This is a genomic window from Candidatus Chlorohelix allophototropha (assembly GCF_030389965.1).
GTDB lineage: Bacteria > Chloroflexota > Chloroflexia > Chloroheliales > Chloroheliaceae > Chlorohelix > Chlorohelix allophototropha.
Genome location: NZ_CP128401.1, coordinates 86,244 through 113,045, shown reverse-complemented (window position 1 = coordinate 113,045; position 26,802 = coordinate 86,244). Strand labels below are relative to the sequence as shown.

Sequence of the window (26,802 nt, the reverse complement as noted above, 5' to 3'; positions counted from 1 at the left end):
AAACGTGAACTACCAGCAAGCTCTGGATTATCTTTATAGCTTCATCAACTACGAGAAAAGCGGAATGCCTGCCGCTAATCCTGCCGCTTACAACCTTGAACGGATTGCCTATTTGTTGGAATTGCTTGGTAATCCCCAAGCCAATTATCCTTCTATTATGATTGCCGGAACCAAAGGGAAGGGTTCAACGGCGGTATTGTGCGCTTCGGCTTTGCAAGAGGCAGGCTACCGGGTGGGGCTGTATAGCCAACCGCACTTGCACACTTACCGCGAGCGAATCCGGGTGGATGGCGCGTTAATCAGTCGCGAGGAAGTGGTGACGCTGGTAGAACGTCTCAAGCCTTACGTGGAGCAAACGCTGGAGGCAGAAGCGAGCATCGGGCGGATTACTACCTACGAGCTTGGCACTGCGCTTGCCTTGCAGCATTTCGCGGATGGGGGAGTAGATATTGCGGTTCTGGAAGTGGGCTTGGGGGGTAGGCTGGATGCGGTAAATGTGGTTACGCCGCTGCTTTCGGTGATTAGCTCAATTTCCTACGACCATGTTGAAGTGTTGGGCGACACCCTTGCTAAAATCGCGGCTGAGAAAGCGGGTATCATCAAGCCGGGGGGATTAGTAATCAGCGCAGCGCAACCGCCCGAAGCAATGGCAGTAATCGAGAGTATCAGCCGGGAACAAGGCGCAAAGCTGTATCGGGTAGGCGAAGATTTTACGTTCAATGCTACTGATTCAGTTGACATAACTAGTGAGCGAATAAAGCCTGTAGAGCCTATTATTCTGTCAGCGCCCGCTAATAATGCTCAAATAGAGGTGCGTTTGTTACTGCGGGGGGCGCATCAATACGCCAACGCTGCGCTGGCATTTGGCGCATTATTGTTGCAAGCGCAAAGCCCAAAGGGGTTGCGGATTACTACAGGCGCGATAAAAGCCGGATTTGAGAAAACCCACTGGGAAGCGCGTCTTGAAGTTCTACAAGATATGTCCAATAAGCCGCTGGTCATAGCAGATGGGGCGCATAACGCCGAAAGCGCAGCGCGTTTGCGGGAGGCGTTGGCAAGTACTTTCAACTTTGAAAAGCTGGTATTTGTGGTCGGCAGTTCATCCGACAAGGATATAGAAGGAGTTTTTCGGGAATTGCGCCGTTTTACTGCTCCGGTGAGCTTTATCCTGACCCGCTCACGGCATCCGCGTGCGGCTGTGCCTACTATGCTAAGAGACAGGGGTTTTAGTGATAATCCTCAAGCACCGGAATTGGTACAAAACATAGCAATGGCGCTTGAGGAGGCGCATAAACTCGCCGGAAAGAACGACCTGATTTGCGTTACCGGGTCGCTTTTTGTGGCAGCAGAAGCGCGGGAATATTACGGATTGGCGTTGGAAAGTGACGGTTCGCCCGATTAAGGGTCAACTCTTTCCCGAAACCACATCTTCGATTATTATCTCTTCCACCTGTGTTAGGTGGTGATGGCTTTCACTTTTAAGCGGGTTTGGCGCGGAGGCTTCGACTTTTAAATCTGCTCTTAGCGCCTTAATTTCTGCCAGCAAATCTTCCTCTCGCTCGCGTTGCTTTATCATGTCCAGTTCAATGCGCTTGACACGAAAGAGCGAATCTTCTATCAAGCGGCGATTGCGACTGATGAGGTCTGCCAGCAAGCCGATCATTATCAGCACTACCCCTAGCATTACACTCACTCCGCCAAGTATGACCGACTGGATAAAACGCGCCCCAATGTTGCGTTCAATTATTGTCAGTAGCAGGAAGCGAAATATATAAAAACCGCCGACCAGAAAGAAAGGGATGCTGATATAGAAAAAAGCTTTGAGCGGTTCGTGCATAGCATAAATCCGCACTATAGTTGCGCCCATGCGCTTTACATAGCCCCAAACGCTCTTAACCAGCCTTGAATCTCTGGTTTTAGGGTTGGTAAAAATGGGGATGCTACCGATAGCCAGATTGCGCTTGCTGGCTTGGAAAATAGTCTCAACGGTATAGGTGTAATTGGTGATAACATTTAAAGTTAGGGCAGTTTCACGGCTCATAGCGCGAAAGCCACTAACTGCATCGGTAACTTTTGAGCCACTGAAAATGCTGACGGTATAGCTGCCTACTTTTTGCAGGAATTTCTTGATGGGCGAAAAATGCTCAATGTTCTGAGTTTGGCGATCGGCTATAACCAAATCCAATTGCTTGAGTAGAATAGGGCGAATCAGGTCTGGAATAGATTCGGAGGGATACTGGTTATCGGCATCAGTATTAACAATAATATCCGCACCCATCGCCAGCGCAGTATTCAAGCCCGTCTGAAAGGCGACGGCAAGCCCCCGATTGCGGGTATGGTGGGCGATTTGCAAGGGGAAATTATTATCAATAGCCCATTGGCGCGCTACCGCGGCGGTGCGATCGGTAGAGCCATCATCAATAATGAGCAACTCAATAGAATCAATTCCCTCGATCTGCTTTGGTATGGTAGAAAGGGTGACAGGGAGTTGCTCTTCTTCGTTAAAGCAAGGAATCTGTATTACAAGTTTCATTTAAATCCGTTTGCAGGATAAATCAAATTTCATTTGATATAATTAACGAGTAACCATCCGGTCTGGTTGCAAAGACAACCAGGCTATAGCGCATTCTAAACCTGAAACAATCAACGGTCAAGTTTGTTGACAAGCTTAGATCAGGCTGATATAATAACCCCTGCAATTGAGCAATGCCCGGTGCAAAAGCGAGCGATCCAACCGCAAAGCAATCGTGGCTCCGCGATGCGGCGAGGTAGCTCAGTGGTAGAGCAGGGGACTCATAAGCCCTTGGTCGAGAGTTCAAATCTCTCCCTCGCCATAAACAAAAAATAGGCAATCGGCAACAATACCGACGCGGGGTGGAGCAGTGGCAGCTCGTTGGGCTCATAACCCAAAGGTCGTAGGTTCGAATCCTGCCCCCGCAACCATAAAGAATGTTGTCGATTTATGTCTTACACGGGCGATTAGCTCAGTTGGTTAGAGCGCAGCGTTGACATCGCTGAGGTCACTGGTTCGAGACCAGTATCGCCCACTTTGTGCGACTCGTTGGTTTGAACGTAGGGGTGTAGCTCAGCTGGTAGAGCAGCCGTCTCCAAAACGGCCGGTCGGGGGTTCGAATCCTCTCGCCCCTGCCTAACACGAAACCCTCAGTCTAAAGAGTACAGGGGTGACGTAGCCAAGTGGTAAGGCAGAGGTCTGCAAAACCTTTATCCGGCGGTTCGAATCCGCCCGTCACCTTCACAATTAAATACAGGGCTTATTTATTTGGGCGCATAGCTCAGTTGGTTAGAGCACATTCCTGATAAGAATGAGGTCACTGGTTCGAGACCAGTTGCGCCCACCATATTAAAAAAGCCCAACTGCGGAAGTGGTGGAATTGGCAGACACACAGTCTTGAGGGGGCTGCGCCGTAAGGCGTGAGGGTTCAAATCCCTCCTTCCGCATCATAATTTCCCTGCGCAAGTGGCGGAACGGCAGACGCGCTACATTCAGGGTGTAGTGCCCGTACGGGCGTGAGGGTTCAAATCCCTCCTTGCGCATCCTTCAATCTGGCGCATTCGTCTAGCGGCCTAGGACGCATCCCTCTCAAGGATGAGACCACGGGTTCGAATCCCGTATGCGCTATCTAAAGTTAGAACCTCCCCCACTGGGAGGTTTTTATTTTCCTCGTTCCCTTAAAAATTACAACTTCAACCTACCACTACCTTATATACACCTTTATTGACCGATATTTTCACTAAACATTGTTAAACTTGTAACAGAGTAGTACATGACAATGACGTCTGTTAGTAAGGTACATAAGGAGGTTTCTCATGTTTACTAAAATTCTGGTGCCACTGGATGGTTCACCGCTGGCAGAAAAAGCCTTACCCTGTGCTATTAAATTAGCCAACATTTATAAAGCGCAACTAATATTGTTACGTGTCGCCGAACTTCCAGCTTTTACCACCGATACCTCTGAACATGAGCTTTACGCTGTAAAAACCGCCGAAGAATACCTTGAAAATATTAAACAGAATATTTGTGACTCCGCGCTGGATTTGTGCGCTAACTCAGGGCGAGTTACAGCGCTGGCAGTTTACGGAGAGCATGATAAAGACCTTATTGATTTGATTGCGCGTGAGAAAGCCGATTTGGTGGTTATGACTACCCACGGTCGAACCGGACTGGCGCGAGTGGTAGTTGGTAGTATGGCAAACCGCGTACTGAGAAATTGCAATGTTCCGATGGTGTTAATTCGTCCTGATTCGGTGGATACTTCCGAGCTTATTAGCGAATTGATGTTAGAACCTTCCAGTATTCAAGATGGCATTAAGCATTTGGTTGTGACATTGGATGGCACGCATGAATCCGAATCGGTATTGCCCGCTGCTATTCATTTTGCGGAAGAAACGGGCGCTGAAATCCAGCTTGTGCAAGTGATTAATCCAATTATACCCGTGGAATATGGCGCGCCTATTTCGTCATATAGCTTCGATTTGGATAAAGACCTAGAAGAACGCCGCGATGCCGGGCTTGATTATCTCAACAAATTGCAACTGAAAATTGAAGGGCAGGGCGTGAAATGTCGCTCGGTTGTCTTTGTCGGTAATCCCGCTTTTGAGATCATTAACTATTCCAATCATTGCCATGCTTCGATCATAATGATGGCAACGCATGCGCGCGGCAGATGGGGTCAGTTCATGATGGGTAGCGTGGCGGATGAAGTTGTTCGGAAAACGCACCTGCCGGTTATGCTGGTGCATACCTATCCTCACGTTAAATCCAATAAGGAAGAAGAAGCCGGTAAATTGGTCGGTACTATTTAAGTTGCTCGCTTTTATTGCGCTATAAAAAGACGAGTGGTCTGGTAATAACTTGCCAGACCACTTATTAATTATTGAGGATGCTACTTTATAAAGTATATCCGGCGAGTTGCATACCCCACCGTATCAATAATTTCCCCAGTTTTTTTCGCATAGGATTAATTTCAGCATCAGTATTAGCGCTGCTGTTTTTAGCCAGTTGGTACAGACGCATATTATGTGCTTCGTTGTGATAAGCGTTACATCTATAATCTATTTCAGCTTTTACAATGTCGGGATTTATCGAAAACATTTCAGACCTCCCATTTTATTACTTCAGATGAACCTTCTTGCTCAATGCAAGCACACTTTGAAACTAGAAGGTATGGGGCCATGCAAATATAACGAGTAGCATTAGCATAATTATGATAAAGGTAGAAGCCCATACACACATTCCAAATATTTTTAGCCTATCCATGCTATTACCTTTGGATAAAATCAAATTATTCCTGTTTGGTTTCTTCAGAACTTACCGGATAAAAAGCCAATGTCAAAGTAAATTGTTGTTTGTTACTGTCCTGTTCTTTAGTTTCTTTATCAGTAATATTCCAGTCTGCCAAAAGCTCATTCAATTTGCCGATAAATTCCTTCGCCTCAGTGTCCGACATTGCACGGTTTATGCGTCTCAAAGTCAATTTGTGGGCATCGGCATTATCGGCATCGGCTGTTATTAGCCCTTTTTCAACACTTTCTTTAATTTCCTCGCGGGTAATATCGAATACGGTTGATAATGCCAAATCTATACCCTCTTTTGAGCCGCCTTTAGAGAAATCGAAAAGCGAACGGTCGAGGCGAAAAAAATATGCGCTGGCTTGATATTGCTTTTCAACGATGCCCGATACCAAGCGAGTACCTACCACTTTTACCAGCCCATGTTCTTCCATCATATTGAGATGGTAATAAAGCTTGGTCACGGGGATTTTTAGATTTGCCGAAATTTGCTTGGCAGTAATCGGCACATCGCATACCTTTTCCAATATGCGCTGTCGCATTGGATCTGCCAGAACTTTCAAGGTCTCGATATCGGAAATGACGAGTTCTGCTTCTGGAGTGTATTTTGTTTGATTATTTTCTGACATTTAATAATTCTTTATCATTCAAATAAATTAGAGCATCTAAAATAATTTTAGCAGGCATCCGGGCAATTGTCAATATATTGCAAGAAACGTTTTTAGGGCAACTCCGGGAGGCTTCCACCTGTATCTCCTGTCAAACGCTCTATCATTAGAGAAATTTAATTCGATTAATTGGTCAGTATGCGCTAAAATATAAATTCAACATTTATCACAAATTAATCTATTAATATTAGGTAAAAAATTTAAGAGTATTTATTATTGATATAATTGATGTGAATGGGTAATATGTGGAAAAAAATAGCAGGTGGAGCCGTAGCAGGGGTCGCCCTATTCGGAGCAAGTTCACTGGGCGCTGCTAATTATCTCGTTTCAAAGATAGTAGCGCCAACCGCGCTAAACCAAGCCGAGAAATATAACTTTACCCCTTACGAGCTAGATTCCGAATACGAAGAAGTGCTATTTCCTACTGCGAATGGCAGACTTTTGTCGGGCTGGTATTTGCCTCACTTTGGAGAAAGCCGCGTAATCATTACGGTGCATGGGCACAGAGGCAGAAAAGAGGACATGCTTGGTATAAGCACTTTTCTTTGGAAAGCCGGGTTTAACGTGCTGATGTTTGATTGTCGCGGTCATGGTCTAGAACGCCGAAGCGATGAAATTATAACTCTAGGGCATGGCGAATTGGAAGATTTTCTGGCGGCAGTAGCCTTTGTTCGAACCCGTTTTGCCGAAGAAGGTTCGAGAAAGCCAATAATTGGGGCATTAGGCGGCTCGTTAGGGGCAGCAGTGGTGTTGGTTGGTGCGTCAAAAGACCCTGATATACAGGCAGTTTGGGCAGATAGCAGCTTTGCCAGCCGTCAAGAGGTTATAGCGCATAACTGGACGGCTACTTCTCACTTGCCGGAACGCCCGGTTATGGATTTAGCTAACCTCATGTTTAAATTTCGCACCGGGAAAGCTCTAGTTGATTTTTCACCGCTGGCGGAAATCAGCAAAATGGTGCCGCGCCCTATATTTTTTATGCATGCTCTAGATGATGCTACAACCCCTGTCAGCCATGTTCATCGCCTTTATGCGGCTGCTCTGGGTCCTAAGGAATTATGGCTTGAAGATGGCATAGGGCATTGTGGAATCTATTTCAAATACCGTAAAGAATACAGGCAACGTGCTATTGAATTCTTTAAAACGTGGTTGTTATAATATTAACGAATAACTTTATAATATGTATCTTGCATTAAACGGACTAAAATTCCGAGGGTATCTTGATGACAATCGGCAAGGGGGCGGAGCCAGTTACTACTTACTCAACCAATTCTGATAACTTTGAAGAACTATACTGTCAATTACTTGACATAAATCAGCAACAAAGCATGTTGCTCGATATGAGCCGGGAATTGAGCGCCAACCTTTCCCTTGAGGAGGTTATTAGCCAGCTTCTTAAGTACGCCCAACGTTTTTTTAACACCGATGGTATCCGAATCGGAGTCGCTCCTGAGCTAAATATAGATTATGCGAGTTTGGAACAGAATCAACTTTTGTTTGAACTAGCTCCAGAATCCCGCTTTATCAATGATGGAGTGGGCTTGATAGCGCAGGCTTACCATAGCGGCGAAATTTGTTATACCAAAGATTATATTAATGAGCCGGATATTTCGCATCATATAAAGCTGGATGTCCTCGCAAAAAAATTGAACGTGGTCGCTTCTCTGGTTGCTCCTATCAAGCTGAATGACAAAGTTGTTTCTGTGCTATGGCTCAGTAAAAATTCCGTTTACGAGTGGAAGCCGGAAGAAATTGAGCGAGTCGCCCGTTTTTCCGCTACTGCCAGCGCTGTACTTGGTAATGCAAAGCTATATCACGATTTATACAATTCCAGATTACAACTTCAGCGCCGTAATCGCGAACTTGAAGAGCGTAATTTGGATTTCGAAACTCTTCAGGATTTCAACAAACGTTTGCGAGGACCACTTGAGTTAAAACCTACGGCGGAACGGGCTTTGAACCTTGTTTTGGAAATGATTAAAGCTAATGCTGGGGCTGTCTATCTGGTTCGCGACAACGACCCTCAGCAATTGGAATTGCTGGTATCGACTCATCGCTATGATAGCAACATCAAGTTAAGCAAGATAGAGTGGGAAAAAGCGATTCTGCCCGCTGATATACTCTTTTCCAAAGTTTCAACTAGCAGAAAAAGCAAATTGGTAAATGACCTGAGCAAAATTTGGAGAAAATATGCTACCGGGGAACCGCGCCCAAGTTGGCGCTCTGCTATTGTCATACCATTATTTGATGGCAAAGCCCCGATTGGGGTAATGGGGCTGATTGGAGTTAATCCTAATCAGTTCAATGAAGACCAACTCAACTTTTGCGAGATGGCGGGAAATCAGATAGCCGCCGCAATAGTGCGGGTCTCTCACATTGAAATCCAGAAGGAACAGGAGAAATTGGCATCGGTGCTGGCGTTGGCGCGAACCGCCGCCCATGAGATAAACCAACCCCTTACGATTTTGCAAGGTGAACTTGAGCTTATTGGTATAACCAGAAAACACCCCTCAGAAGAAACAATGCAGTGCATGCTAAAAGCCATTCGCGAGATAAGCCAGCGAATCAGAGCATATCAGCAGATAATGGAAATTAATATGGTGGAATCCGCGCCCGGTATCAATACGCTGGAGACGAGTCGCTAACGAAGAATAAAAGGCTGCGGTGGCAAGGACGACTCACCAAAAACTGTTTACCCCCTAGAATTTTAAGGAGAATGTCATACAGAAACTACTCATTAAAAAGTCAAGCTTGCAGTTGACTGTGTCCGCTATTCAACAAGCGGAAAAGGAATTGGGGGTTCAATTTCCTGATTCTTATTGCGCTTTCTTATTGGAGCATAATGGTGGGCATCCCCTGCAAAGTAGTTTTCCGCTTACAGAGGAGCTATTAACTCCACGAGGTTCTATTCATTGGTTCTTTTGTATTGACAAGAGTAGCGTATATGATATTAGAAAAAAAATGAGAACTTATGAGGATAGAGTCCCCTCAAATTTTCTAACAATAGCAGCTGATCCGGGAGGAAATTTGATATGTATTTCCTTTAAGGGAGTCGATGCCGGAAAAGTATATTATTGGGATCATGAAGGGGAACTGGATAAGAGCAGCGTGGATAGTTACGAAAATGTCTATCTTATCGCTAATACTTTTGAAGAATTTATCAATTCATTAACAGAAGAAGACTTACTGGAGACGAGTCGCTAACGAAGAATAAAAGAAATGGCGGCAAGGGGTTTTAAACCCCTTGTCTGAAGCGAAAAACCAGCTAATTCTTTAGATCAAGCCGCTCGAAGGCTACATCAATATATTTCAAGTGATAGGCATAATCGAAAACGCCCTGTATCTCCTCATCTGAAAGTCGGGTAGTGATTTCAGGGTCACTTCTTAGATTCTCGATAAAGCTGCCGCGTTCCCTCCAAGCTTTCATAGCATGCTTTTGCACCAGTTTGTAAGCTTCTTGTCTGCCAAGCCCTTTCTCTACCAGTTTAAGCAATACCTGTTGCGAAAAGGTTAACCCGCCGCTACTCTCAAGGTTGTAGAGCATTTGCTGAGGGAATACTACCAGTTTGCCGATAATCTCGGTCATTTCTGCCAGCGCGTAATCCAGCAAAATGCAGGCATCGGGGAAGATAACCCGCTCGGTAGAACTGTGACTGATGTCGCGTTCGTGCCAGAGCGCCACATTTTCCAAAGCAGTGATGGCGTGCCCTCGCAACATACGGGCAAATCCGGCAATTCGCTCAGAGCGGTGCGGGTTGCGTTTGTGGGGCATAGCCGAACTACCTTGCTGTTTTTCGTGGAAGGGTTCTTCCACTTCGCGCACTTCGGTACGTTGCAGGTGGCGAATTTCGGTTGAGAATTTCTCAAGCGATGCCCCGATTAACGCCAGAGTAGTAATAAAATCGGCATGTCGGTCACGTTGCAAGGTTTGGGTGGAAACCGCCGCGGTGGACAGCCCTAGCAATTTGCATACATCCGCTTCAATATCCGGTGGTATATTGGCGTGCGTACCAACTGCGCCCGAAAGTTTGCCTACCGCCATAGTATCGCAAGCCGCATCAAGGCGTTCGAGGTGGCGGCGCATCTCATCTACCCATATCGCCAGTTTATAGCCAAAGGTGGTCGGTTCGGCGTGCATGCCGTGAGTGCGCCCAATCATTATGGTATTGCGATGCTCAAGGGCGCGTCGGGTGATTGCTTCGGTAAGCTCAACTACATCCTGCCGTAATAATGCGCCAGCCTCTTTTACTTGTAATGATAGGGCTGTATCCACTACATCGGTGCTGGTCAGTCCAAGATGTATAAAGCGGGCAGCTTCCCCGACTGTTTCGCCAGTAGCGCGCAAGAAAGCTATGACATCATGATCGGTTTCTTTTTCAATTTCCAGCATACGCTCCAAGCTAACGGTTGCTTTGCGAATAGCAGTTATATCTTCTTCGGGAATCACTCCCCGCACTGCCCATGCTTCACACACAGCAATTTCAACTTCAAGCCACTTATTAATTCGGTTTTGCTCAGACCAGATACGTCCCATTTCGGGGCGTGTATAACGTTCAATCATCTCTCATCCCCTTTATTAGCTTCCCAGCGGTGAGGAGGCTGGAACACACCTTTGCCGGGTGTATGCCCGATTACGTGAAATGCGCTAATCCGGCTTGTGTACACATAAGAGCGGTTCCAGTTCTGCTCAAAAATACCCACATCCAAATAATAATGACCTTCTAAGAGTGGTAATTCACTAAAAGTCAGTGTAATACTACCATCAGTTGCTATATCCCCTACAGAAACATTGTCCGCTTCTGTAGAAGTTTCATATAGTTTGATTCCATCTTCTCGATAAAGCCCTACCAAAAAGTTAGGTTCTGCAATCAGTCCGTTTGGGCTGTATTCAATATGCACATTCAGCGGGTCGCTAGGCGAAATAGCATCTATCGGTTGGCGCTGCTCATTCGAAAGCCATACCCGCTTAAGCTCTATTTCCGATACACCCTCCCGAAATTGTGCTACAGGACCAGAACCTACTACGGCTACCTTTTCCGGTGCCACGGTGGCAGTGAAAGCCCGATTCTTATAACTTTCTACTACTTCGGCAGACCTGCCATGCTCACGAATACGCCCGTTTTCAAGCCAAAGTACCTGATCGCACAGCGTTTCAATCTGATCCATTGAGTGCGATACCAGTATAATTGTTTTTCCGGTTTCTTTCATTTTGAGCATGCGTTCAAGGCACTTCTTTTTGAAACGCAAATCGCCCACCGCCAGCACTTCATCCACCACAATCAAATCTGGATCAATACAAATGGCAGCAGAAAAAGCCAATCTCAGCCACATACCGCTGGAATAGGTGCGAACAGGCACATCAATAAAATCCGAAATCTCGCTGAATTCCACTATTTCAGGTAAGCGTTTCAGGGCATCCTTCCGGGTTAGCCCTGAAAGCATCAAGATAGTCATAACATTTTCGCGCCCGGTAAACTCAGGGCTAAAACCTGACCCCAGTTCTAGTAGGCTGGCAAGGTTTCCACGCCGTTTTACCGAACCTTTGGTGGGTCGCCCCAGTCCGCAAATCATTCTCAGGAGGGTGCTTTTGCCCGCGCCGTTATTGCCGATAATACCAAGCGTAGCGCCTCTTTTTACGGTCAGGTCGATTCCCTGCAAAGCCCAGTATTCTTCAGTCTTGGTTCTACCTCGCAGGCGCACCAGCAAGTCTTTCAACCCGCTGTTTCCTTCTTTGCGGGTGTAGCACTTTTTAAGACCCACTATTTCGATGACATTTTGCGGATCCATATTTAAAGTTCATCCACAAAGTTATGCTTCAATCGACTAAAAATCAGGTATCCGATCAATAACATCAAAATGGATACCACACTGACAATACCTAAATTCATAACATCGGGTATCTCGGCATTTACGAATATATTGCGATACATATCAAGAATCAGCGCCATAGGGTTAATATTGAAGACCCATTCATACCCGCGTTTTGTATCGCCAACCCGATAAAACACGGGCGTTACATAAAACCAGATAACTATTACCGCTGAAACGAGATGACCAATATCACGATAATAGACGTTAAGCGCGGAGATGATAAGGGAGAGTCCAAACGTGAACATGAATTGAATCAGCAGGATAAGGGGCAAAAAGAGGTAATTCCAGCCCGGATATAGCCCATCTAAGAGTAATAGACCTAACAGTATTGGGAGCGCCAGCAGATAGCTAACCATGTTACTGGCGACATTCACGGCAACCAGTATTTCCGTGTTAAATTCGGGGCGGCGTACTAATTCACGGTTAAATGTTATGGTATAAGCTGCCATATTGATGCTGCTGCTAAACCAGTTCCAGGCGAGTAAACCACAAAAAACATAAGCGGAGTAATGTTTGATATTTAGCGGTACGACCTGTTGAAAGACAAAGCTAAAAACTACCAGCGTAAGCAGCGGGTTAAGTAACGACCATAAAATACCGAGTATGCTGCGGCGATAATGAATTTTTACCTGTCGCAGGGTAAGGTCGGTAAGAAGATCCCGGTAGTGAATTATACGGTACATAGCGTTAGAAACAAAAAAGCAGGGACGCACTTATATCGTCCCCGCGTAGCATTTTCTTATCTGGCAGCCGCGCTTGTAGTTCTTATATTCTTACGACCCAAGAACCGCCCTATGTCGTTTTTCTCCCACGAAACTAGGAACATACTGGCGTTAAAAATCGAAGAGTAAGTGACACTGATCATACCAATCATCAAAGCCAGCACAAACGTCCGAATACTGGGACCACCAAAAAGGTAAAGAGCAATGAGCGGGAAAATGATGGTCAGGTTTGTGTTAATCGAACGTGCAAGAGTTTGCCACAAACTGTAATTAACCACACTGTCCATCGATTCACCGGGATTGCGCAATTCGTTTTCCCGAATCCGGTCAAACACCACGATTGTGTCATGGTTTGAGAAACCTACCACCGTCAGTAAGGCAGTGATAAAGAGCGAGTCAATTTCTACCCGGAAAAATGCGCCGAGCACTGCAAAGATTCCGATTACCAGCAAAACGTTGTACACCATTGCACCCACTGTTGAGGCGGCATACCGCAATGGTTTTTTTACATTTCGGAAGCTCCACGCCAGATAAGCCAAGGTTGCCAGTGAAATCAAGGCGATTGCTAAGAAGGTGCGCACCCCGATTTCGCTTGCTACCACCGAGCCTACCGTTAGAATACTGGTACGACCGGGTATGTAATTATTAGGATAAGCGGTTTTAAGGGCATTATCTAACAGGTTGCGTTCATCGGTATTACCGGAAATTTCACTGGTACGTAGGATTATCAAGCCGGTATCGCTTGGGGTAGCAATGGCTGTAAAAGCCTGACCGTCTCGTTGCGTCAGCAATTTATTTTCTGCCTCGCTACGCGGTTGCTTGTTGCGAAGTTGGCTTAAATAATCGTTTTCGGCGGTTACAATAACTTTTTCAACTTCGGCGCTGGTAGGGGTATTAGTAAAATAGAGATCCCATGTAGAACCCCCTGTGAAGTCTATCCCGAAGCGCAAACCGCCTAACAGGATGGCTATAAGCCCCGGTAGCACCAACGCGAGAGATAAGAGGTAAAACCAACCACGCTTATTTACAAGATTAGGCATTTCTTCTTTCCGTGAGAGTTTATTTTGTCAGACTATCAGCCATTAAACGGGATAAATTATACCACGCTTCAACACCTGCGCCAAACTTTAAGGACTTTTCCACACATTTAATTTGGTGACACTAGTCGGGGAATGATTCTAGGAGGTTTGCCGTGCACAATTACAGTCATTCCGTATTCTGAGAAGTCATATACTGCGCGCCAATCCTCTACTCTTACACAGCCATGCGAAACAGGTCCGAGCCTACTATCTACCACATTACCATTATTATTATAGAGGAAGGAGTGAAAGCCGTTAGCGCGTTCAGGATCGAACCCAATAAAACCATAAATCCACAGCATAGAGTAGTTATAATCGTACCAGAATGTGTCAGAGCGGCTATAAATGGTGTAAGTACCCGGCACAGTGGCGTAAAAGTCGGTAGCTGTGCCCGGTTCACCTTCACCCCATGCACTTGGCAAAGCCTTGACCAATTCCCGACCGTTCAATAAACGAGTTGTGCCGTCTGTCAGGTTTAGGTCTATCCATTTACCCTCAACGGGTGGCGTAGCTACCAATCCCTGCGTTACAATATCTTCAACAGGAGTCGGTTCGGTAGTAGTTAAAGGGGTAGGCGCAGAATTTAGCTCAGGCGTTGGCGTGGTTTCAGGTGTCGCGAGCGCAATTGTGGTTGGTGTGGCTTCAGGAGTCGGTGGTTGAGTTTCAGGGCTATCAGTAGTTGTGGAAACAACAAGCGTAGGTTTCAGCAATACGGGTGTAGTAGCTGAAACCTGCGTACTAGGTGCAAGTGCGCGACTTTCATTAACTTGTATCCAACCCAGAAAAATCACACCGCCCAGAACCAGAAGTCCTGTAAACAGAGAGAAAACTAATTTCTTCATCAACTCTATCTGGCTTCTATGGTTCCACCGCTAGGTAATTCCAACTGACCAAAGTTTTCAGGTCTGAGATCGTGCCCAACTTTACAATTACGTCCGATTTTAACGCCTTCCGGCAGATGCGCCCGACTTCCGATTACAGTGATGCCGGTATGTAGGTTGCGAGGTTCCAGCTTATTTTGCGTATTATCTTCGCCGTAGCCTATCAAACTGTTTGCGCCTATAACCGCTTCGCTGTCCACAATTACGTGATCAAGCACCGAGTTTTTACCGATAACGGCATCACCCATGATAACCGAATCGCGTACTACTGCCCCTTCTTCTACGATTACGCCGGGAGAAAGCACGCTATGAATTACTGTGCCGCGTACCTGACAACCATGTGAAATCAGGCTGCGTTCTAAATGCGCTTTGGAGCTAACGATAGCGGGGGGGCGTTCTTGACTGCGCGTGTAAATAACCCAATCCCGCTCATATAGATCTAAGCGTGGTGGCGACTCTAGCAATTCCATATGCGCTTCCCAGTAAGATTGGACTGTCCCAACATCGCGCCAGTAATCCTTAAAGGCATAAGCCATAACCCGATTGCCATTATCGAGCATTAACGGAATAATGTTGCGACCAAAATCGTGCTGGCTGTTCGGGTCACCCGCATCACGGTTAAGCACCGAAATCAACACTTCTTTGTTGAAGATATAAATACCCATTGACGCGAGGTTACTGCGTGGGCGGCGCGGCTTTTCTTCGAAATCTTCAACCTCGCCCTTTTTGTTTACGGAGATGATGCCGTAACGGCTTGCGCTTTCTGCTGGCACTTCAATAACGGCGATGGTAGCATCTGCTTTGTTTTCCAGATGAAAATTGAGCATCTTGCTATAATCCATTTTGTAAATATGGTCGCCTGCCAGTATCAATACATTATCGCTATTTTCTTCCAGTAATTCTTCAATGTTCTGGTAAACCGCATCGGCAGTTCCTTTGTCCCAACCGCCCTCTTTCCTTCCGAGATAGGGTGATACAATTCGCACGCCACCGTGTTGGCGGTCAAGGTCCCAAGGTTTACCATTGCCGATATGTTCATTAAGGGAAAGAGGGCGGTATTGAGTCAGAAGCATAATATCGTCAAGCCCAGAATTAACGCAATTACTTAAAGTAAAATCAATTATCCTGAATTTCCCGGCGAACGGCAACGACGGTAAGGCACTCTTTTCAGTAAATACGCTCAGGCGTTCACTTTTGCCACCCGCAAGTATTATCGCCATTACCTCACTATTTGGCTTACTCATCCCAACTTGCCCTCCAAAATATTTATAAATGAACGGAAATTATTATTGATACAGGCAAACCACGTATTTGAACGCAGTTAAACTCACAATTACCTTATTATAAAGGGTAATCGGATAAATGTAAAAGAGTTTCAACCTCAATTCTTTGAGGAAGGGCTGAAAGGTAGGAAGGCTATTTTTATTCCTTTTAACTTTGGGTTTGTGAGGGCCATAGCTGACTATAGCGTTCGTGTAATACCTTCCAGAAATCTGTGGCTTCATCGTTGGTAAATAGCTCAAGTTCAACCGAAAAACCAAGCGCATCGAATGCGCCTTTAACCATAACCGTTTGGATTTCTCTGATCGAATTGTACTGGTATTCGGTGGGGAGATTCATGTTAATGGACATAAGCTCGGAATAGGTTATTTCTGCCGCGCGTCTTAATTTTTCCTCGATCAATTCTTGGGCTTTTTGTTTAAGATTATTGTTTATCATATGGGGTATTTTAGCCTATAGTCTTGTCGGTTGGCAACTCTATAAAAAAGGCGAGAGCGTGGGTATAACGCTCTCGCTAGAGTGACATAGGGTAAAACTAGTTGTGGAAAAGGTAAAGCGGAACCATGGCGGCTCCGTTTTTTCAGATATTTCTAAATTAGGCGACTGAACCTTGTAACTTTGCTAACTCATGACTATAGGTTTTGTCTTCCAAGTAAACCTTTGTCGGATTAGCAGCTTTTCTGCTAACTAAATCGAGCAATATAGCAAAGAACTCTGGAACACTATTGGCGTTGACTGAAAGAATTAATTCTTTATCTTCATCAGACAAATAGATAGGTTGCTCTCCGTAACGAAGTGCATAATTTCTATTGTACATATCGAGTGCACTAAGACGATTCTGGAGGAAATCTCTTTCCAACTTCCGATCAAGTATTATTGCCCCGGCTAGCTTATCAAGTTGCTGAATTGAAAACACTGACGACACCTCTTTCACTATAAAGAGAGCTATACCGAGTGTCCCAGAACCGCTACATTACGGCAGAAAGGTCTTTTGTGGTAAGAAGTTTATACGCCCCATGGATTTGTACCACCGCACGGATTGATAATATGTGCGAAACCCGTGAATGATGCTATAAAAGTTAAAATCTTAAGAGTAGAAAGACCTTTTTCTGAAGACACAAAATTAATTAGCTTGCGCATAACCCAGACTCCCTTTCAACTAAATTTCCCATTTACATCAAGAAGTCACTTTTAGTATCTATATGATATAAACGGACTCTTAGCAAAAACTTAGCATCGAATCAGGATATTGCTATAGGAAATTGCTAATAGCTATTAGGTAGTTGCGCTATGAGGAGCTTAGGGCTTACTAAGATTTAAGTCAGGCTAATTTAGGCAACAATGCCCTGACCTCAGGGGAAGGCTCAATGTCGATTTCTTTCATAATGCGGCGGCACTCTTCATAATAATGCTGGGCTTCTTTCTTATGTCCCAATGCCAAATGGCAATTGATTAAGCCCACATATGTCTCTTCGCGGTATTCATCTCTTAGCAGATAACGTCTCCAGATTAAAATCGCTTGGCTGAATTGACGTTGTTTCTCGTAAGTTTTGGCAAGAAGAGCCGATCCTTCCAGATATGTTCTTAAAAGCTCCTGACGACGCGGTACAGTCCAATCACTGTATATCTGATCCAAGTAATCCCGCTTGTATAGATCGAGTGCGGTTGCCAGTTGTTCGAGTGCTAGTTCTTGCGGTTTGGCTAAAGCCGCCTTGACAGCCTTTTCCATTTCCAGCGCGTCACACCAGATTTCACCGCTCAAGGTATAACTTTGGCTGGAGAATTTAATATCTACGGGTTTAATTAAGCGGCGTAGGTTGCTCAAGGTGAAATGGAAATTATTAGCCGCCGCATTGTGCTCAACATCGGGCCATATCTTCTCGAAAATTTCTTCTCTGGTTGATTTGCCCTGTTCCAGCAAGAAGAAGAATAGTTCTTTGGCTTTGCTAATGCGCCAATGTTCAATTTCGGCTTCCGCCGTCCAAACCCTACCTCCATCCAACGCTCTTACTTCCAGTTGGAAGCGACTCCCGGCTATACGGCTACTGTAACGATTTTGGCTGGAATCCTGATTAGGGCGCAACAGGGTAAGCTTGGGAGTGCCTTGATACTCAAGCGGCGGTGCAGAAGGTGGGGGCGTAAATTCATTTTCAAATTGGGCTATTACTGTGCCATCAAAAGCAGCGGTATCAACGCCAGCGTTTTCATTAAGAATCGCGTTTTGACGATAGCCCTTGCGCAGCAGAAATTCATGCAGGTTGTTGCTGGCTCTTTTTTTTGCCGCATATTCCAATAAGGCAGAGGCTCGTATTAGGTCAAAGGGTTGGTATGGTTCGAAACCGATATTTGGTACCAGTTCAAGGCTTTCTTCTAGAAGCCCTACCGCTCGTTTGAATTCGGACATTGAAAAGTAAACAATCGCTTGGTATAGGCGGCAGCGGCATATCCAATCCAGCCACTTGTATTCCTTGAAAACTTTCGCCGCCTGCTCCAAAGCCGTCAAAGCCTTTTTATAGTTGCGGTTTTCCAAATCTAGCAAACTGCTAACAGTCTCCAGCATTGCGCCGAAATTATTCAGGGCATATTCTTGGTTAAGCTCTTTACCCTGTATTAAAAGTTCTCGTGCCTCAACTCGATTTCCTTGCAGCATACTGTTAAACGCCATCATAGCGAGGGTTTCAAGCTCAAGATTGTGAAGACCAATTTGCTGACTTAGCTTAAGTGCCGAGTTATATTGTTCCCGCGCATTTATATGCTTCCCGATAAAATTACTTATATTACCTTGCTGATAAATTACAAAAGTTTTTAGATAATGACTGCCCAGTTGTTCAGTTAGTTCATAGGTCAGTTTTAGCTGTTCGGTAGCCTCCCGATAGTTTCCTCGCAATATCTGACAATTTGCCAGACCAAATCGACAATAGGCTTCTTGGTTCTGGTTGCCCACTTCTGCAAAATATTTCAAAGCTCTTTCAAAGTAAATCCCTGCTCGTATCAAGCGTCCCATTTCCTTATACACGGTTGCTAGGTAAATATCACTTTGCATAACCCGGTATTTTAGTTCTAATTGTTCGAATAGTTCCTGACCTTTCTTAAAAGAATTTTCAGCTTGTTCAGCCTGACCGGAATCGGTTTTAACTATCCCTGCGGTGGTGTATATTAGCGCTTGCGCATAGATTTTTTCCCGACTCAAGCCCCTACCAGCAACAAATGCCGAGGCTCTTTCAATCAGGCGTGCCCCCTCCTCAACCATTCCCATACGTGAATAACCGAGAGCGCGTAGCGCCAAGCACATTGCTGCCCCTTCGACAGATCCATTTTCAAGGTGTTGCTTTTCTATTTTCTCGGTTAATCTTATAGCAGCCTCGCTCTGCCCTTTTTCAAACAAAATTCTGGCATATGTAAAGGCAAGTTCCGGTATAGACTCCACCGCTTCTTGCGGGATTAGCCCGATTAGTTCGGTCAAGCGGTTGATAAGCCCTGACTCATAGAGCGGAGTAGCCAGTCCGGCTACTATTTCCGCTGCCTTTCGCCCTTCATTTATAGTAAGGTAATTTTGCACACCTTCTATATAATATTCTGAACGCAAAGCCAGTTCAGCCGCTTTTAGGTTACATGCTCGCCATACTTCTTTCTTATTAGCAAGACGCGACTGTAGAAAACGCTTAAAGAGCGAGTGATACTTATAATAAAAAGTATCGGGTTTGCTGAAGTCACTAGAAGGAACTTCGGCTACCACTTCCACGAAGAGCTTGCGCTTGTCCAGTTTTTCTAATATTCGCTCACTATCCTGTAAACCGGTAAGCTCGTTGCATAGTTCAGGACTTAAAAGGTGTAGGCAAGAAGTCTGAAGAAGAAAATCCTCTATATCAGGGGGCTGGTCAGCTAGAACCACATCTCCCAAATATTCAAACAGAGCCGAACTGTCCAGATAGCCCTGACCATAGGGACCACTTAGTCTATCGAGACGACTTAATGATGATTTCCGACCTGCTAAAGCGAGGATAACGGCGGTGACCCAACCTTCGGAATATTCCACCAACTTGTCCACCATCTCGGAGTCTTTAATCTTGTACACATCAACCAGCAAATCAGCAATTTCCTGACGTGTAAAGCTTAACTCGGCTGCTCCTATACCTTTTATCAGGCGTTTGGCGTATAAATAAGCCAGCGGTAAATGGTCTGGTACACTTCTGGTGGAAACAATCAGTTTGAGATGTTCAGGTAACTTGAGCGCCAGAAATCGCATAAAGGTTCCAACCAACTCACTTTCAGCGTACTGATAATCATCAAGTACCATCACAGAAATCTTGTTATCAACCGAAATTTGGGTTGCCAATTCTTCTGCAAACTGATTTGCCAGTCGTTGGAGATTATTTTCCTGCTCTAGGCTTCGCCCAGATTCGATTTGTGCTAAAAGCGCATCAAACTGAATACCAAATTCAGGAAAGGCTACTTTAACTGCTTGCACTAGATAGCGGAAAAATCTTAGGGGGTCTCTATCGCCTTCATCGAGGGAATACCAAATTAACCGCGCTGTGGTTTGTGCGACAAAATCGGCAAGGAGGGCTGTTTTACCATAACCTGATCCAGCCGAGATTAAGAGCAAACGATAAGAATCAAAGTCGTTGATTTCATCAATCAAACGCTGGCGGCTGACTAACCCTCGTGCTTTAGGTGCTGTAATCTTTGCAATAAAAATTGCTTTATCCACTCCAGCTAAAAATAATTATTCATCTAACTATTAATCAATTATAATTCTAAAATTTTAGGGTTACAACATGGTAGAGTATTATTATTATGCTATTTTACAACACTATTGTTACAAAACATACAAATTCATCTATATAAACTGAACCAAAATCTAAAATTCTTACTAGAAAATGGTTGAATAAAGATTATTGTTTTTAGGCTTTAAGTTGTTTACCAATTCAAAATAAAGCTAGGTGTCCTAATATTTCTAAAGTTATAATACAAAAAATGGAGGCTTTGCGACACTTAAATCTCAATAAATAATGCAAGAATTTCAATTTTTGAGGAAATGAATGAAATTATCACCTTGCTAATTTCTACTGTCCTAGAAACCGCAACGCTTCCAGCACTTGCTCTTCAAGCGATAATTCTTGCCCTGCTGGTAATGCGTTCAATGCGGTTTGTATCTCTGCGGGGGTGTAACCTAAACCGCCTAACGCTTCTACCAGTTGTCGTCGTTCCAATACGGTGGGATTTGCTTCCACCTTCCGGCTTGTTTTTGCCGTTTGCACATCTACCAACTTCCCTTTTAACTCAAGAATGATTCGGGCAGCGGTTTTGGGTCCGATACCGGATACTTTCTTTAAAAAATCTACGTTACTCTGCGCAATAGCCAGATGGGTTGCACCCACATCCGCTGTTCCTATCAAGTTAAGCGCGGCGCGTGGTCCTACGCCTGACACGCTCAATAACATTTCAAATAATTCCTGCTGCTCAGTGGTTTTGAAACCGTAAAGAGCAAGCTGATCTTCGCGCACGTAAAAATGGGTAAACAGCTTTACCTCTCGCCCAATTTCGCCTAGTTCGTCTAGCACTGAGGTAGGTACAAACACTCTCAGGCTAACTCCGCCTACATTGATAAGCACCGAGTCGGTTCCCATTTGCTCTAACTGACCACGTACTGCTGCAATCATTCTCCTTTTTCCTCCAGACCCAGCAAACGTGCTGCATTCCCACCCAATATCTGCTCTAATTCAATTTCGTTTAACATTGCTTCCCCTCGCACTCTTTCCAGCAAACGTGCCTGTCCAAGTAGGGGATAATCGCTTGCCCATAGGATTTTATGTGCCCCTGCCAGATCGCACACTGCTCTGAAAATGCCAAAGCGGTATAAATAAGTGGTAGCGGCTGTATCATAGTACAGGTTGGAAAGGGCTTTGGCTATTTCGGGCATTAATTCGTAAAAGGGTAGCCCACCTCCCCAATGCGCTGCAATGATATTACATTCCGGGTGATGTTGTGCTAAAGCCAGAATTTTATCCGGGGTGGTTTTGCCCTTGCCGGGGTAAAGATGCCCCAATGGCTCACTGGCATGTAGCATTATGACTCCCTTATATTTGGCGGTTAATGCTGCCAAATCGCGGAATAAAGCAGGTTCGGTAAGGTCAAAGCCTTGCCCGTCGGCGGTTAGTTCACCCAAACCACGTAACCCGGCTAAATAGCAGCGTTCCGCTTCGTAAAGCGCCTTATCCCCCTCTAGCGGTTGTATCGCTGCCAACCCTACCAGTTTATCCGGGAAAGCCTTTATTGCTTCAATAATATGATCATTTGAGGCGGCGCAAAGTGTGCCATCAGCGAAGGCATAGCCGGTAACCACCGCTCTAGCTATTCCGGCACGCTCCATTTCCTGTACCAGTTCAGCCGCGGTTACCATTTTGGCTTTTGGCGAAGCGTAACATTCCCGAAAACGCTCATCACGTTCGGTTAGCTCGTTTCGGCGGTCTATCAAATCTTTTGAAAAAATGTGGGTATGGGAGTCAATAATCATGGGAAGGATTATTTGGGCGGTAAATCCTCGATAATATCAAGGCGATTTACTTTATTGGGGTTTTTACGATTGCCCTCATTTGGGCTACTAGCTTGATGAGTACGGCGGCGTTGTTCAATGAGTCGCTCAATAAAACGTAGCATATCTTCTTCACGCCCTTCCGCAATATCCACCCAAAATTTGAAGGTGCGCTCTACTTCCTGTTCAAGAAACTGCCCAAATGTAAGGGTAAAAGGACGGGTTAGAGTTGTGCCGAGTTTGCGGCTGGTTTCACCACCGAACCGTAAAAGTTGGCTGAGCATACCGCTAGGTAAAAATCGCTGCTCTCTTTCGCGCTCAAGTAGAAGCTGGCTAAAGATTACGGTGGTAATATCCTCATCCGTATCGTTATCCACTACCTGAACTTCTTCGCCCGATACCACCAGTTTGGCTACTCCATCCAGAGTAATATAGGTTCGAGTCTCGGTATCGTAAAGTTTTCGGTTGTTATAGCGTTTGATTACTCGCATAAAATTAATGTCTACGTCGTTCAACCAAGTTATCGTTTTCGTCATAGCGTTCTTCAAAGATTTCACCGCCCGGTTGGTCATTTTCCATATACAACCGGAAAGTATCATTCGAGTTTGCGTAGTCCATATTATCGCGTAGTACCTGCAAGATAATCTTTAGGTCATCTTTTGAACCTTCTATATTTACAATGACTTTCATTTTTCAATCCTATTTATTAAAAAATACACCGTAAACGTTATCTTTAATAGCTTGTAGGCACTCTTCCAAATGTCCAGTTACTTCGAGATCTTGCCACTTTTTGTTATCTCGATAATAAGCTAGGATATAAAGGCTATGCCCATCATCTAGGGGGCTGATACGCGCCCATGGCGCATAATAGCCCTGCCATTGCTTTGATCCATGCGGAACTACGTATTCGTACATTGTCAGCACTCCACGGCGATCTTCTGCCAGAATGCTTTCCCATTTTGGGGCTGAACCTATGAATTCCTGCGCACGTTTAAGTAATTCACTAATTCCTACTATCCGCATAAGTAAGCATAGCACGAAGCTAGGCTTATATCAACCGGAAGGAGAGTTGGTTTGACCTACGCGCCTACTGTGACTTCCACGAGAAACGTAGAATTTTGTGTTTTTCCACGAGAAGCGTAGAAAAAGGACGAATTTAACTTTAAATCTAGAAAAACCAGTTAAATTTTACAACCGCAATAGTTTAATCAACTCTTTTCTATAATACACAATAAATGTACCGATTACTTCGTCTTTCTATCCCTACCTCGGAAAACACAAATGCCTCTTTTGAAGTCTTTTCAATCTGGTGGATTTAAATCAATTCGTTTAGCTTGATGTTAGGTATTTCATCTCTTTTTTCTTACCAAAAATAACGTCTCTTTCTTTACAATACCACTCTTCAACTCCTTTTCATAGTAGGGCATCCGCCGATTGTAATTGGGTTCATCAGCAGCTGGAGCAATAAACACAATCTTCTAATAGTTAGCCGCAATGCGAAGGGCAACCGCTAGCCTGATTAAAAAGCTTATATTGCTTTAAACAGAGGGGTCAAAAGCAGAGATGAGCGGATTAGTTACCGTCCAATAATTTTTTAGCAGCCAAAAATGTCTCGGCTTTACTGATTCAGTCTTTTGACGAGGCACTTAAGAATCCCAAGACACGCTAAATAGCCGTAAGCCTCTGAGGAGACGACTATACTGGTAATATCTCAAATAAAGGTCTTTGGATTTACTTGCAAACTAACTATGAGTAAATCCAAGCAAGAACGGCTATGGCAATAATTCTTGCCCGAGAAACCCTGACTCAGGTGAGTTGGTGACCTAATCGCTGATAACTTTTCGGCAAATAAACATTTGTAGGCAAGCACCTATGGCTGGTGATCTAATTGATAACAATTCCACCATCCTTTCGACTCTCGGTTGATATTATGCCTCGCTTCGTGCTATGCTTTGAGCTAATCGATGCCAGTTCCTTCGTTTTTCAAAGCTAACGGAATTACAAAGGACATTTTGCAGGTATCCTCGAGAGATACCACTAAAACTGTCATTTATAACCCAATTCAAAGATATTTCTCTGAATTTGAAACACAATCGGCTATTGTTTACATTTCTGTAGCTACAGCCTCTTGCGTCGTCCCTGATAGAAGTGAAAGAGATAGAACCATCTCAATCTTCTGCGAAATAACTTCAATTGAAGCTATTTGCTACACAGTTCGCTCCGAACTGATTTCAACTAAAGTGCGGGCAGTTCTCAGCTTTCGATAAAGGTGTACCACACCTTCTCTGCTATAACAAAGGTAGTAGCTTTTCTCAATCGCATTTGCTGCTAACTTAACAGGGGGTTTTATCTTGATACACTTTTTGCCAGCTTCTTCCGCTTTGCAAACAGAATATTTGATGAATCTACCCCGTCAACCCGCCGCTTGTATCGCCTTAGGTAACTTCTTTCTTTAAGTATTGTGATTGTGCAAATGGAGTGAACCCTGGAATACCAGACCACAAACTAAGAAGAAATGGGTAGAATAGAAGGAGCTTAGTTTGAGAAAGGACTGGAAAAATGCAGGGAAGAAGCTTTAATCCCGAGTTTAAGCTAAAAATAGTGAGAGCAGTACTGAGCGGGGAGAAAACCGTAATCCAAGTGTGCCGAGAGCATAATCTGAGTGAGAGCCTGATCCATAACTGGAAGAAATTATACCGGGAAAAGGGAGAAGTCGCCTTCACAACTGCTACCCAATCCCGTACTACCCCTGCTACCACTGAGCAGCAGGAGATAACCGCTCTCAGGCAGCGGGTAGCAGAACTGGAACGGCTGGCTGGTCAGCAGGCTCTTGAAATTTCTATCTTAAAAAAAGTCTCGGAGATGCTGAATACCTCAGCGTCGCCCAACGGTGTGAAATGATCGGTGGGTTATACCGGCTCAGCCAAAAGCAAGGACTGGGCTATTCTCTGAGGAAATTATGTCACCTGTTTAGGGTCAATCGGGCTTGGTATTACCAACGCCAAAATAAGGTGGAAAAAGCCAACCCGGAGGAGGAAAGCCTGAAGCAACGGGTGGAGCAAATACTAGGTACTTACAGCGGCTATGGCTATCGGCGCGTAACCAAAGCCTTACAGAAGGGTGGGGAAAAGATCAACCACAAGCGAGTGAGGCGCTTGCTGAAGAAATGGGGTTTAAGCTGGAAACGGTGGAAAAGGAGAAAACCACTGACCAGTGTCAATGATCCTAAAGCTGCCAGAGAGGCAAATCGGTTGGTGACGGCTAAACAAGCTGGGGAGATCAACGCCCCGAATCGGGCTTGGGTAGGGGATGTGTTGTTCGTAGCCACCAAAAAAGAGGAAGGTTACCTAGCAACTTTATTGGATGGGTTCAGCCGGAAAGTGGTGGGTTGGGCAGTGAGCCGTCACAACGATACTCAGTTGACCCTGCGAGCCTTGCAGATGGCGATAGCGCGGAGGCAACCAGAAGCAGGTTTGATCCATCACACCGACAAGGGTTCGAACTACACCAGCCGAGAATATGGTGAGCAGTTAACCGCAATCGGGGCGGTAGTAAGCCATAGCCAACCGGGGCGACCACAGCAGAACGGGATGGCGGAGAGCTTTAACAAGACTGTTAGTTACGAGAAACTCTATTTAGAGGAATTTCAGAATTTGGCAGAGGTAGCAGTGGGGTTGGAAGATTGGCTAGAACGGATTTATAATGAAGGTCGCTTACATTCGTCTTTGGGTTACTTAGCCCCAGTAGAATTTGAACATAATTGGTTGGCTCAAAAGCGGCTAGAAAGTGGTCTGGTCATATAGGGGGCATTCCATCCCTCCGATAAAGTTGAGCAAGCCGGACAAGCTGGTTGCGCTTGGATACTAGCGGCACTCAAAACAGGTGGCCGGTCACATAATTAAAGCTTGAAATGGTAAAACAAGTCTGACCCTTTTTCTAAGAATCTAATCTAGGGCAAATTTCCTTATTGAGTGAATATGGGGTTCAAAGAGGGCGTATATCTCACTTCAGCTATTGTCATTACTCAGAAAAGTTGTTTCAGATAAAATGCAGTTCTCTTTAGAGTCTAATACCAGGGTCAAGAACAGGGTATATTAAATCAATTAGCAGGTTGCACATTACGATACCTATTGCTGACACAAGCACTGTACCCATAATAAGAGGAATATCCAGATTGCCTGTAGCTAAAACTCGTATTAGTCATTTTGCTAGATTGGCGGCTTAGTTTTGGTTTGCCAACAGTCACTATGTAACTTTTCATGTGACACCTTTAAGCATGAAAATGGATTTTAGGGGTTCTAATTAATAGATAGTGTAGCGGCTCTATGTTATTCTAAAAAGGTAGAGTTGGGCGAGAGGTCGTTAATGGATAATGGTGCTGCTAGCCTGGACAACAGTCGGACCGGAATGCCTTTGAGCACCTTTAATTGTTGCCAATGCTTTGGTTAAACAGAA

The 26,802-nt window shown here is 44.9% G+C and carries 24 protein-coding genes and 9 tRNA genes; 16 read left to right on the top strand and 17 right to left on the bottom strand.

From position 1 onward, the window contains the following. The first annotated feature begins 4 nt into the window (after positions 1–4). Complete coding sequence (locus tag OZ401_RS23640) at positions 5–1,402, top strand: bifunctional folylpolyglutamate synthase/dihydrofolate synthase (protein WP_341472075.1); 1,398 nt, start codon at positions 5–7, stop codon at positions 1,400–1,402. A gap of 3 nt (positions 1,403–1,405) precedes the next feature. On the opposite strand, the gene OZ401_RS23635 is transcribed toward OZ401_RS23640, so the two are convergent. Next, positions 1,406–2,533, bottom strand: coding sequence for a glycosyltransferase (locus tag OZ401_RS23635; protein ID WP_341472074.1), 1,128 nt, complete (start codon positions 2,531–2,533; stop codon positions 1,406–1,408). A gap of 229 nt (positions 2,534–2,762) precedes the next feature. Here OZ401_RS23635 and OZ401_RS23630 point away from each other — a divergent pair. From OZ401_RS23630 to OZ401_RS23585, 10 genes are all read left to right on the top strand, one after another. Continuing rightward, a tRNA-Met gene (locus OZ401_RS23630) sits at positions 2,763–2,834 on the top strand. Positions 2,835–2,868: 34 nt separating this feature from the next. Beyond that, positions 2,869–2,943, top strand: a tRNA-Met gene (locus OZ401_RS23625). 30 nt (positions 2,944–2,973) lie between these two features. Continuing rightward, positions 2,974–3,047, top strand: a tRNA-Val gene (locus OZ401_RS23620). A 27-nt stretch (positions 3,048–3,074) separates the two neighbouring features. Beyond that, a tRNA-Trp gene (locus tag OZ401_RS23615) sits at positions 3,075–3,147 on the top strand. Positions 3,148–3,181: 34 nt separating this feature from the next. Continuing rightward, positions 3,182–3,253: transfer RNA gene (locus OZ401_RS23610), tRNA-Cys, on the top strand. A 29-nt stretch (positions 3,254–3,282) separates the two neighbouring features. Then, a tRNA-Ile gene (locus tag OZ401_RS23605) sits at positions 3,283–3,359 on the top strand. 18 nt (positions 3,360–3,377) lie between these two features. Continuing rightward, positions 3,378–3,459: transfer RNA gene (locus OZ401_RS23600), tRNA-Leu, on the top strand. A gap of 13 nt (positions 3,460–3,472) precedes the next feature. After that, positions 3,473–3,555, top strand: a tRNA-Leu gene (locus tag OZ401_RS23595). Positions 3,556–3,566: 11 nt separating this feature from the next. Next, positions 3,567–3,640: transfer RNA gene (locus tag OZ401_RS23590), tRNA-Glu, on the top strand. Positions 3,641–3,828: 188 nt separating this feature from the next. Beyond that, the gene (locus OZ401_RS23585) at positions 3,829–4,824 is read left to right on the top strand and encodes a universal stress protein (RefSeq protein ID WP_341472073.1); all 996 of its coding nucleotides are present in this window, start codon (positions 3,829–3,831) and stop codon (positions 4,822–4,824) included. Positions 4,825–4,909: 85 nt separating this feature from the next. Here the strand turns inward: OZ401_RS23585 and OZ401_RS23580 are convergent, their stop codons facing one another. Both OZ401_RS23580 and OZ401_RS23575 read right to left on the bottom strand, forming a co-directional pair. Further along, a complete protein-coding gene (locus OZ401_RS23580) occupies positions 4,910–5,113 on the bottom strand; it encodes a hypothetical protein (protein WP_341472072.1) in 204 nt (67 codons plus the stop codon). 190 nt (positions 5,114–5,303) lie between these two features. Continuing rightward, positions 5,304–5,939, bottom strand: a complete 636-nt coding sequence (locus tag OZ401_RS23575; protein WP_341472071.1) for a winged helix-turn-helix domain-containing protein — start codon at positions 5,937–5,939, stop codon at positions 5,304–5,306. Between the two features lie 282 nt (positions 5,940–6,221). On the opposite strand from OZ401_RS23575, the gene OZ401_RS23570 reads away from it, so the two are divergent. The 3 genes from OZ401_RS23570 to OZ401_RS23560 all read left to right on the top strand — a co-directional run bounded on the left by OZ401_RS23570 (position 6,222) and on the right by OZ401_RS23560 (position 9,182). Then, the gene (locus tag OZ401_RS23570) at positions 6,222–7,136 is read left to right on the top strand and encodes an alpha/beta hydrolase (protein WP_341472070.1); all 915 of its coding nucleotides are present in this window, start codon (positions 6,222–6,224) and stop codon (positions 7,134–7,136) included. Positions 7,137–7,201: 65 nt separating this feature from the next. Further along, the gene (locus OZ401_RS23565; protein ID WP_341472069.1) at positions 7,202–8,623 is read left to right on the top strand and encodes a GAF domain-containing protein; all 1,422 of its coding nucleotides are present in this window, start codon (positions 7,202–7,204) and stop codon (positions 8,621–8,623) included. 118 nt (positions 8,624–8,741) lie between these two features. Beyond that, positions 8,742–9,182 (top strand): SMI1/KNR4 family protein, encoded by a 441-nt coding sequence (locus OZ401_RS23560; RefSeq protein WP_341472068.1) that lies wholly within the window; start codon positions 8,742–8,744, stop codon positions 9,180–9,182. A 61-nt stretch (positions 9,183–9,243) separates the two neighbouring features. Here OZ401_RS23560 and purB read toward each other — a convergent pair whose 3' ends face one another. The 14 genes from purB to OZ401_RS23490 all read right to left on the bottom strand — a co-directional run bounded on the left by purB (position 9,244) and on the right by OZ401_RS23490 (position 23,370). Beyond that, positions 9,244–10,539: an adenylosuccinate lyase gene (purB, locus tag OZ401_RS23555; RefSeq protein ID WP_341472067.1), complete on the bottom strand. Its 1,296-nt coding sequence runs from the start codon at positions 10,537–10,539 to the stop codon at positions 9,244–9,246. Then, positions 10,536–11,765 (bottom strand): ABC transporter ATP-binding protein, encoded by a 1,230-nt coding sequence (locus OZ401_RS23550; RefSeq protein ID WP_341472066.1) that lies wholly within the window; start codon positions 11,763–11,765, stop codon positions 10,536–10,538. The genes purB and OZ401_RS23550 overlap by 4 nt, the downstream gene beginning before the upstream one ends. 2 nt (positions 11,766–11,767) lie before the next feature. Continuing rightward, positions 11,768–12,562 (bottom strand): ABC transporter permease, encoded by a 795-nt coding sequence (locus tag OZ401_RS23545; RefSeq protein WP_341472065.1) that lies wholly within the window; start codon positions 12,560–12,562, stop codon positions 11,768–11,770. Between the two features lie 26 nt (positions 12,563–12,588). Continuing rightward, complete coding sequence (gene secF / locus OZ401_RS23540) at positions 12,589–13,611, bottom strand: protein translocase subunit SecF (RefSeq protein ID WP_341472064.1); 1,023 nt, start codon at positions 13,609–13,611, stop codon at positions 12,589–12,591. 107 nt (positions 13,612–13,718) lie between these two features. Continuing rightward, positions 13,719–14,492, bottom strand: coding sequence for a L,D-transpeptidase (locus OZ401_RS23535; RefSeq protein ID WP_341472063.1), 774 nt, complete (start codon positions 14,490–14,492; stop codon positions 13,719–13,721). 5 nt (positions 14,493–14,497) lie between these two features. Continuing rightward, the gene (locus OZ401_RS23530) at positions 14,498–15,775 is read right to left on the bottom strand and encodes a glucose-1-phosphate adenylyltransferase (protein WP_341472062.1); all 1,278 of its coding nucleotides are present in this window, start codon (positions 15,773–15,775) and stop codon (positions 14,498–14,500) included. A gap of 187 nt (positions 15,776–15,962) precedes the next feature. Next, entirely contained in the window at positions 15,963–16,250 is a 288-nt protein-coding gene (locus tag OZ401_RS23525; protein WP_341472061.1) for a hypothetical protein, read from the bottom strand. 157 nt (positions 16,251–16,407) lie between these two features. Next, on the bottom strand, positions 16,408–16,728 hold the full coding sequence (locus tag OZ401_RS23520; protein WP_341472060.1) for a hypothetical protein: 321 nt from the start codon (positions 16,726–16,728) through the stop codon (positions 16,408–16,410). A 405-nt stretch (positions 16,729–17,133) separates the two neighbouring features. Continuing rightward, positions 17,134–20,523 (bottom strand): AfsR/SARP family transcriptional regulator, encoded by a 3,390-nt coding sequence (locus tag OZ401_RS23515; RefSeq protein WP_341472059.1) that lies wholly within the window; start codon positions 20,521–20,523, stop codon positions 17,134–17,136. A 355-nt stretch (positions 20,524–20,878) separates the two neighbouring features. Further along, positions 20,879–21,475: a Holliday junction branch migration protein RuvA gene (gene ruvA / locus OZ401_RS23510; RefSeq protein WP_341472058.1), complete on the bottom strand. Its 597-nt coding sequence runs from the start codon at positions 21,473–21,475 to the stop codon at positions 20,879–20,881. After that, complete coding sequence (locus tag OZ401_RS23505; protein ID WP_341472057.1) at positions 21,472–22,329, bottom strand: amidohydrolase family protein; 858 nt, start codon at positions 22,327–22,329, stop codon at positions 21,472–21,474. The genes ruvA and OZ401_RS23505 overlap by 4 nt, the downstream gene beginning before the upstream one ends. An 8-nt stretch (positions 22,330–22,337) precedes the next feature. Then, positions 22,338–22,883 (bottom strand): polyhydroxyalkanoate synthesis regulator DNA-binding domain-containing protein, encoded by a 546-nt coding sequence (locus tag OZ401_RS23500; protein ID WP_341472056.1) that lies wholly within the window; start codon positions 22,881–22,883, stop codon positions 22,338–22,340. Continuing rightward, complete coding sequence (locus OZ401_RS23495; RefSeq protein WP_341472055.1) at positions 22,843–23,037, bottom strand: hypothetical protein; 195 nt, start codon at positions 23,035–23,037, stop codon at positions 22,843–22,845. Before OZ401_RS23495 ends, OZ401_RS23500 begins: the two co-directional genes overlap by 41 nt. A gap of 9 nt (positions 23,038–23,046) precedes the next feature. Further along, entirely contained in the window at positions 23,047–23,370 is a 324-nt protein-coding gene (locus OZ401_RS23490; protein WP_341472054.1) for a hypothetical protein, read from the bottom strand. 1,536 nt (positions 23,371–24,906) lie between these two features. Here OZ401_RS23490 and OZ401_RS23485 point away from each other — a divergent pair. Beyond that, complete coding sequence (locus OZ401_RS23485) at positions 24,907–25,248, top strand: transposase (RefSeq protein ID WP_341469227.1); 342 nt, start codon at positions 24,907–24,909, stop codon at positions 25,246–25,248. Then, positions 25,245–26,150, top strand: coding sequence for an IS3 family transposase (locus tag OZ401_RS23480; RefSeq protein WP_341472053.1), 906 nt, complete (start codon positions 25,245–25,247; stop codon positions 26,148–26,150). Before OZ401_RS23485 ends, OZ401_RS23480 begins: the two co-directional genes overlap by 4 nt. The last annotated feature ends 652 nt before the right edge of the window (positions 26,151–26,802 follow it).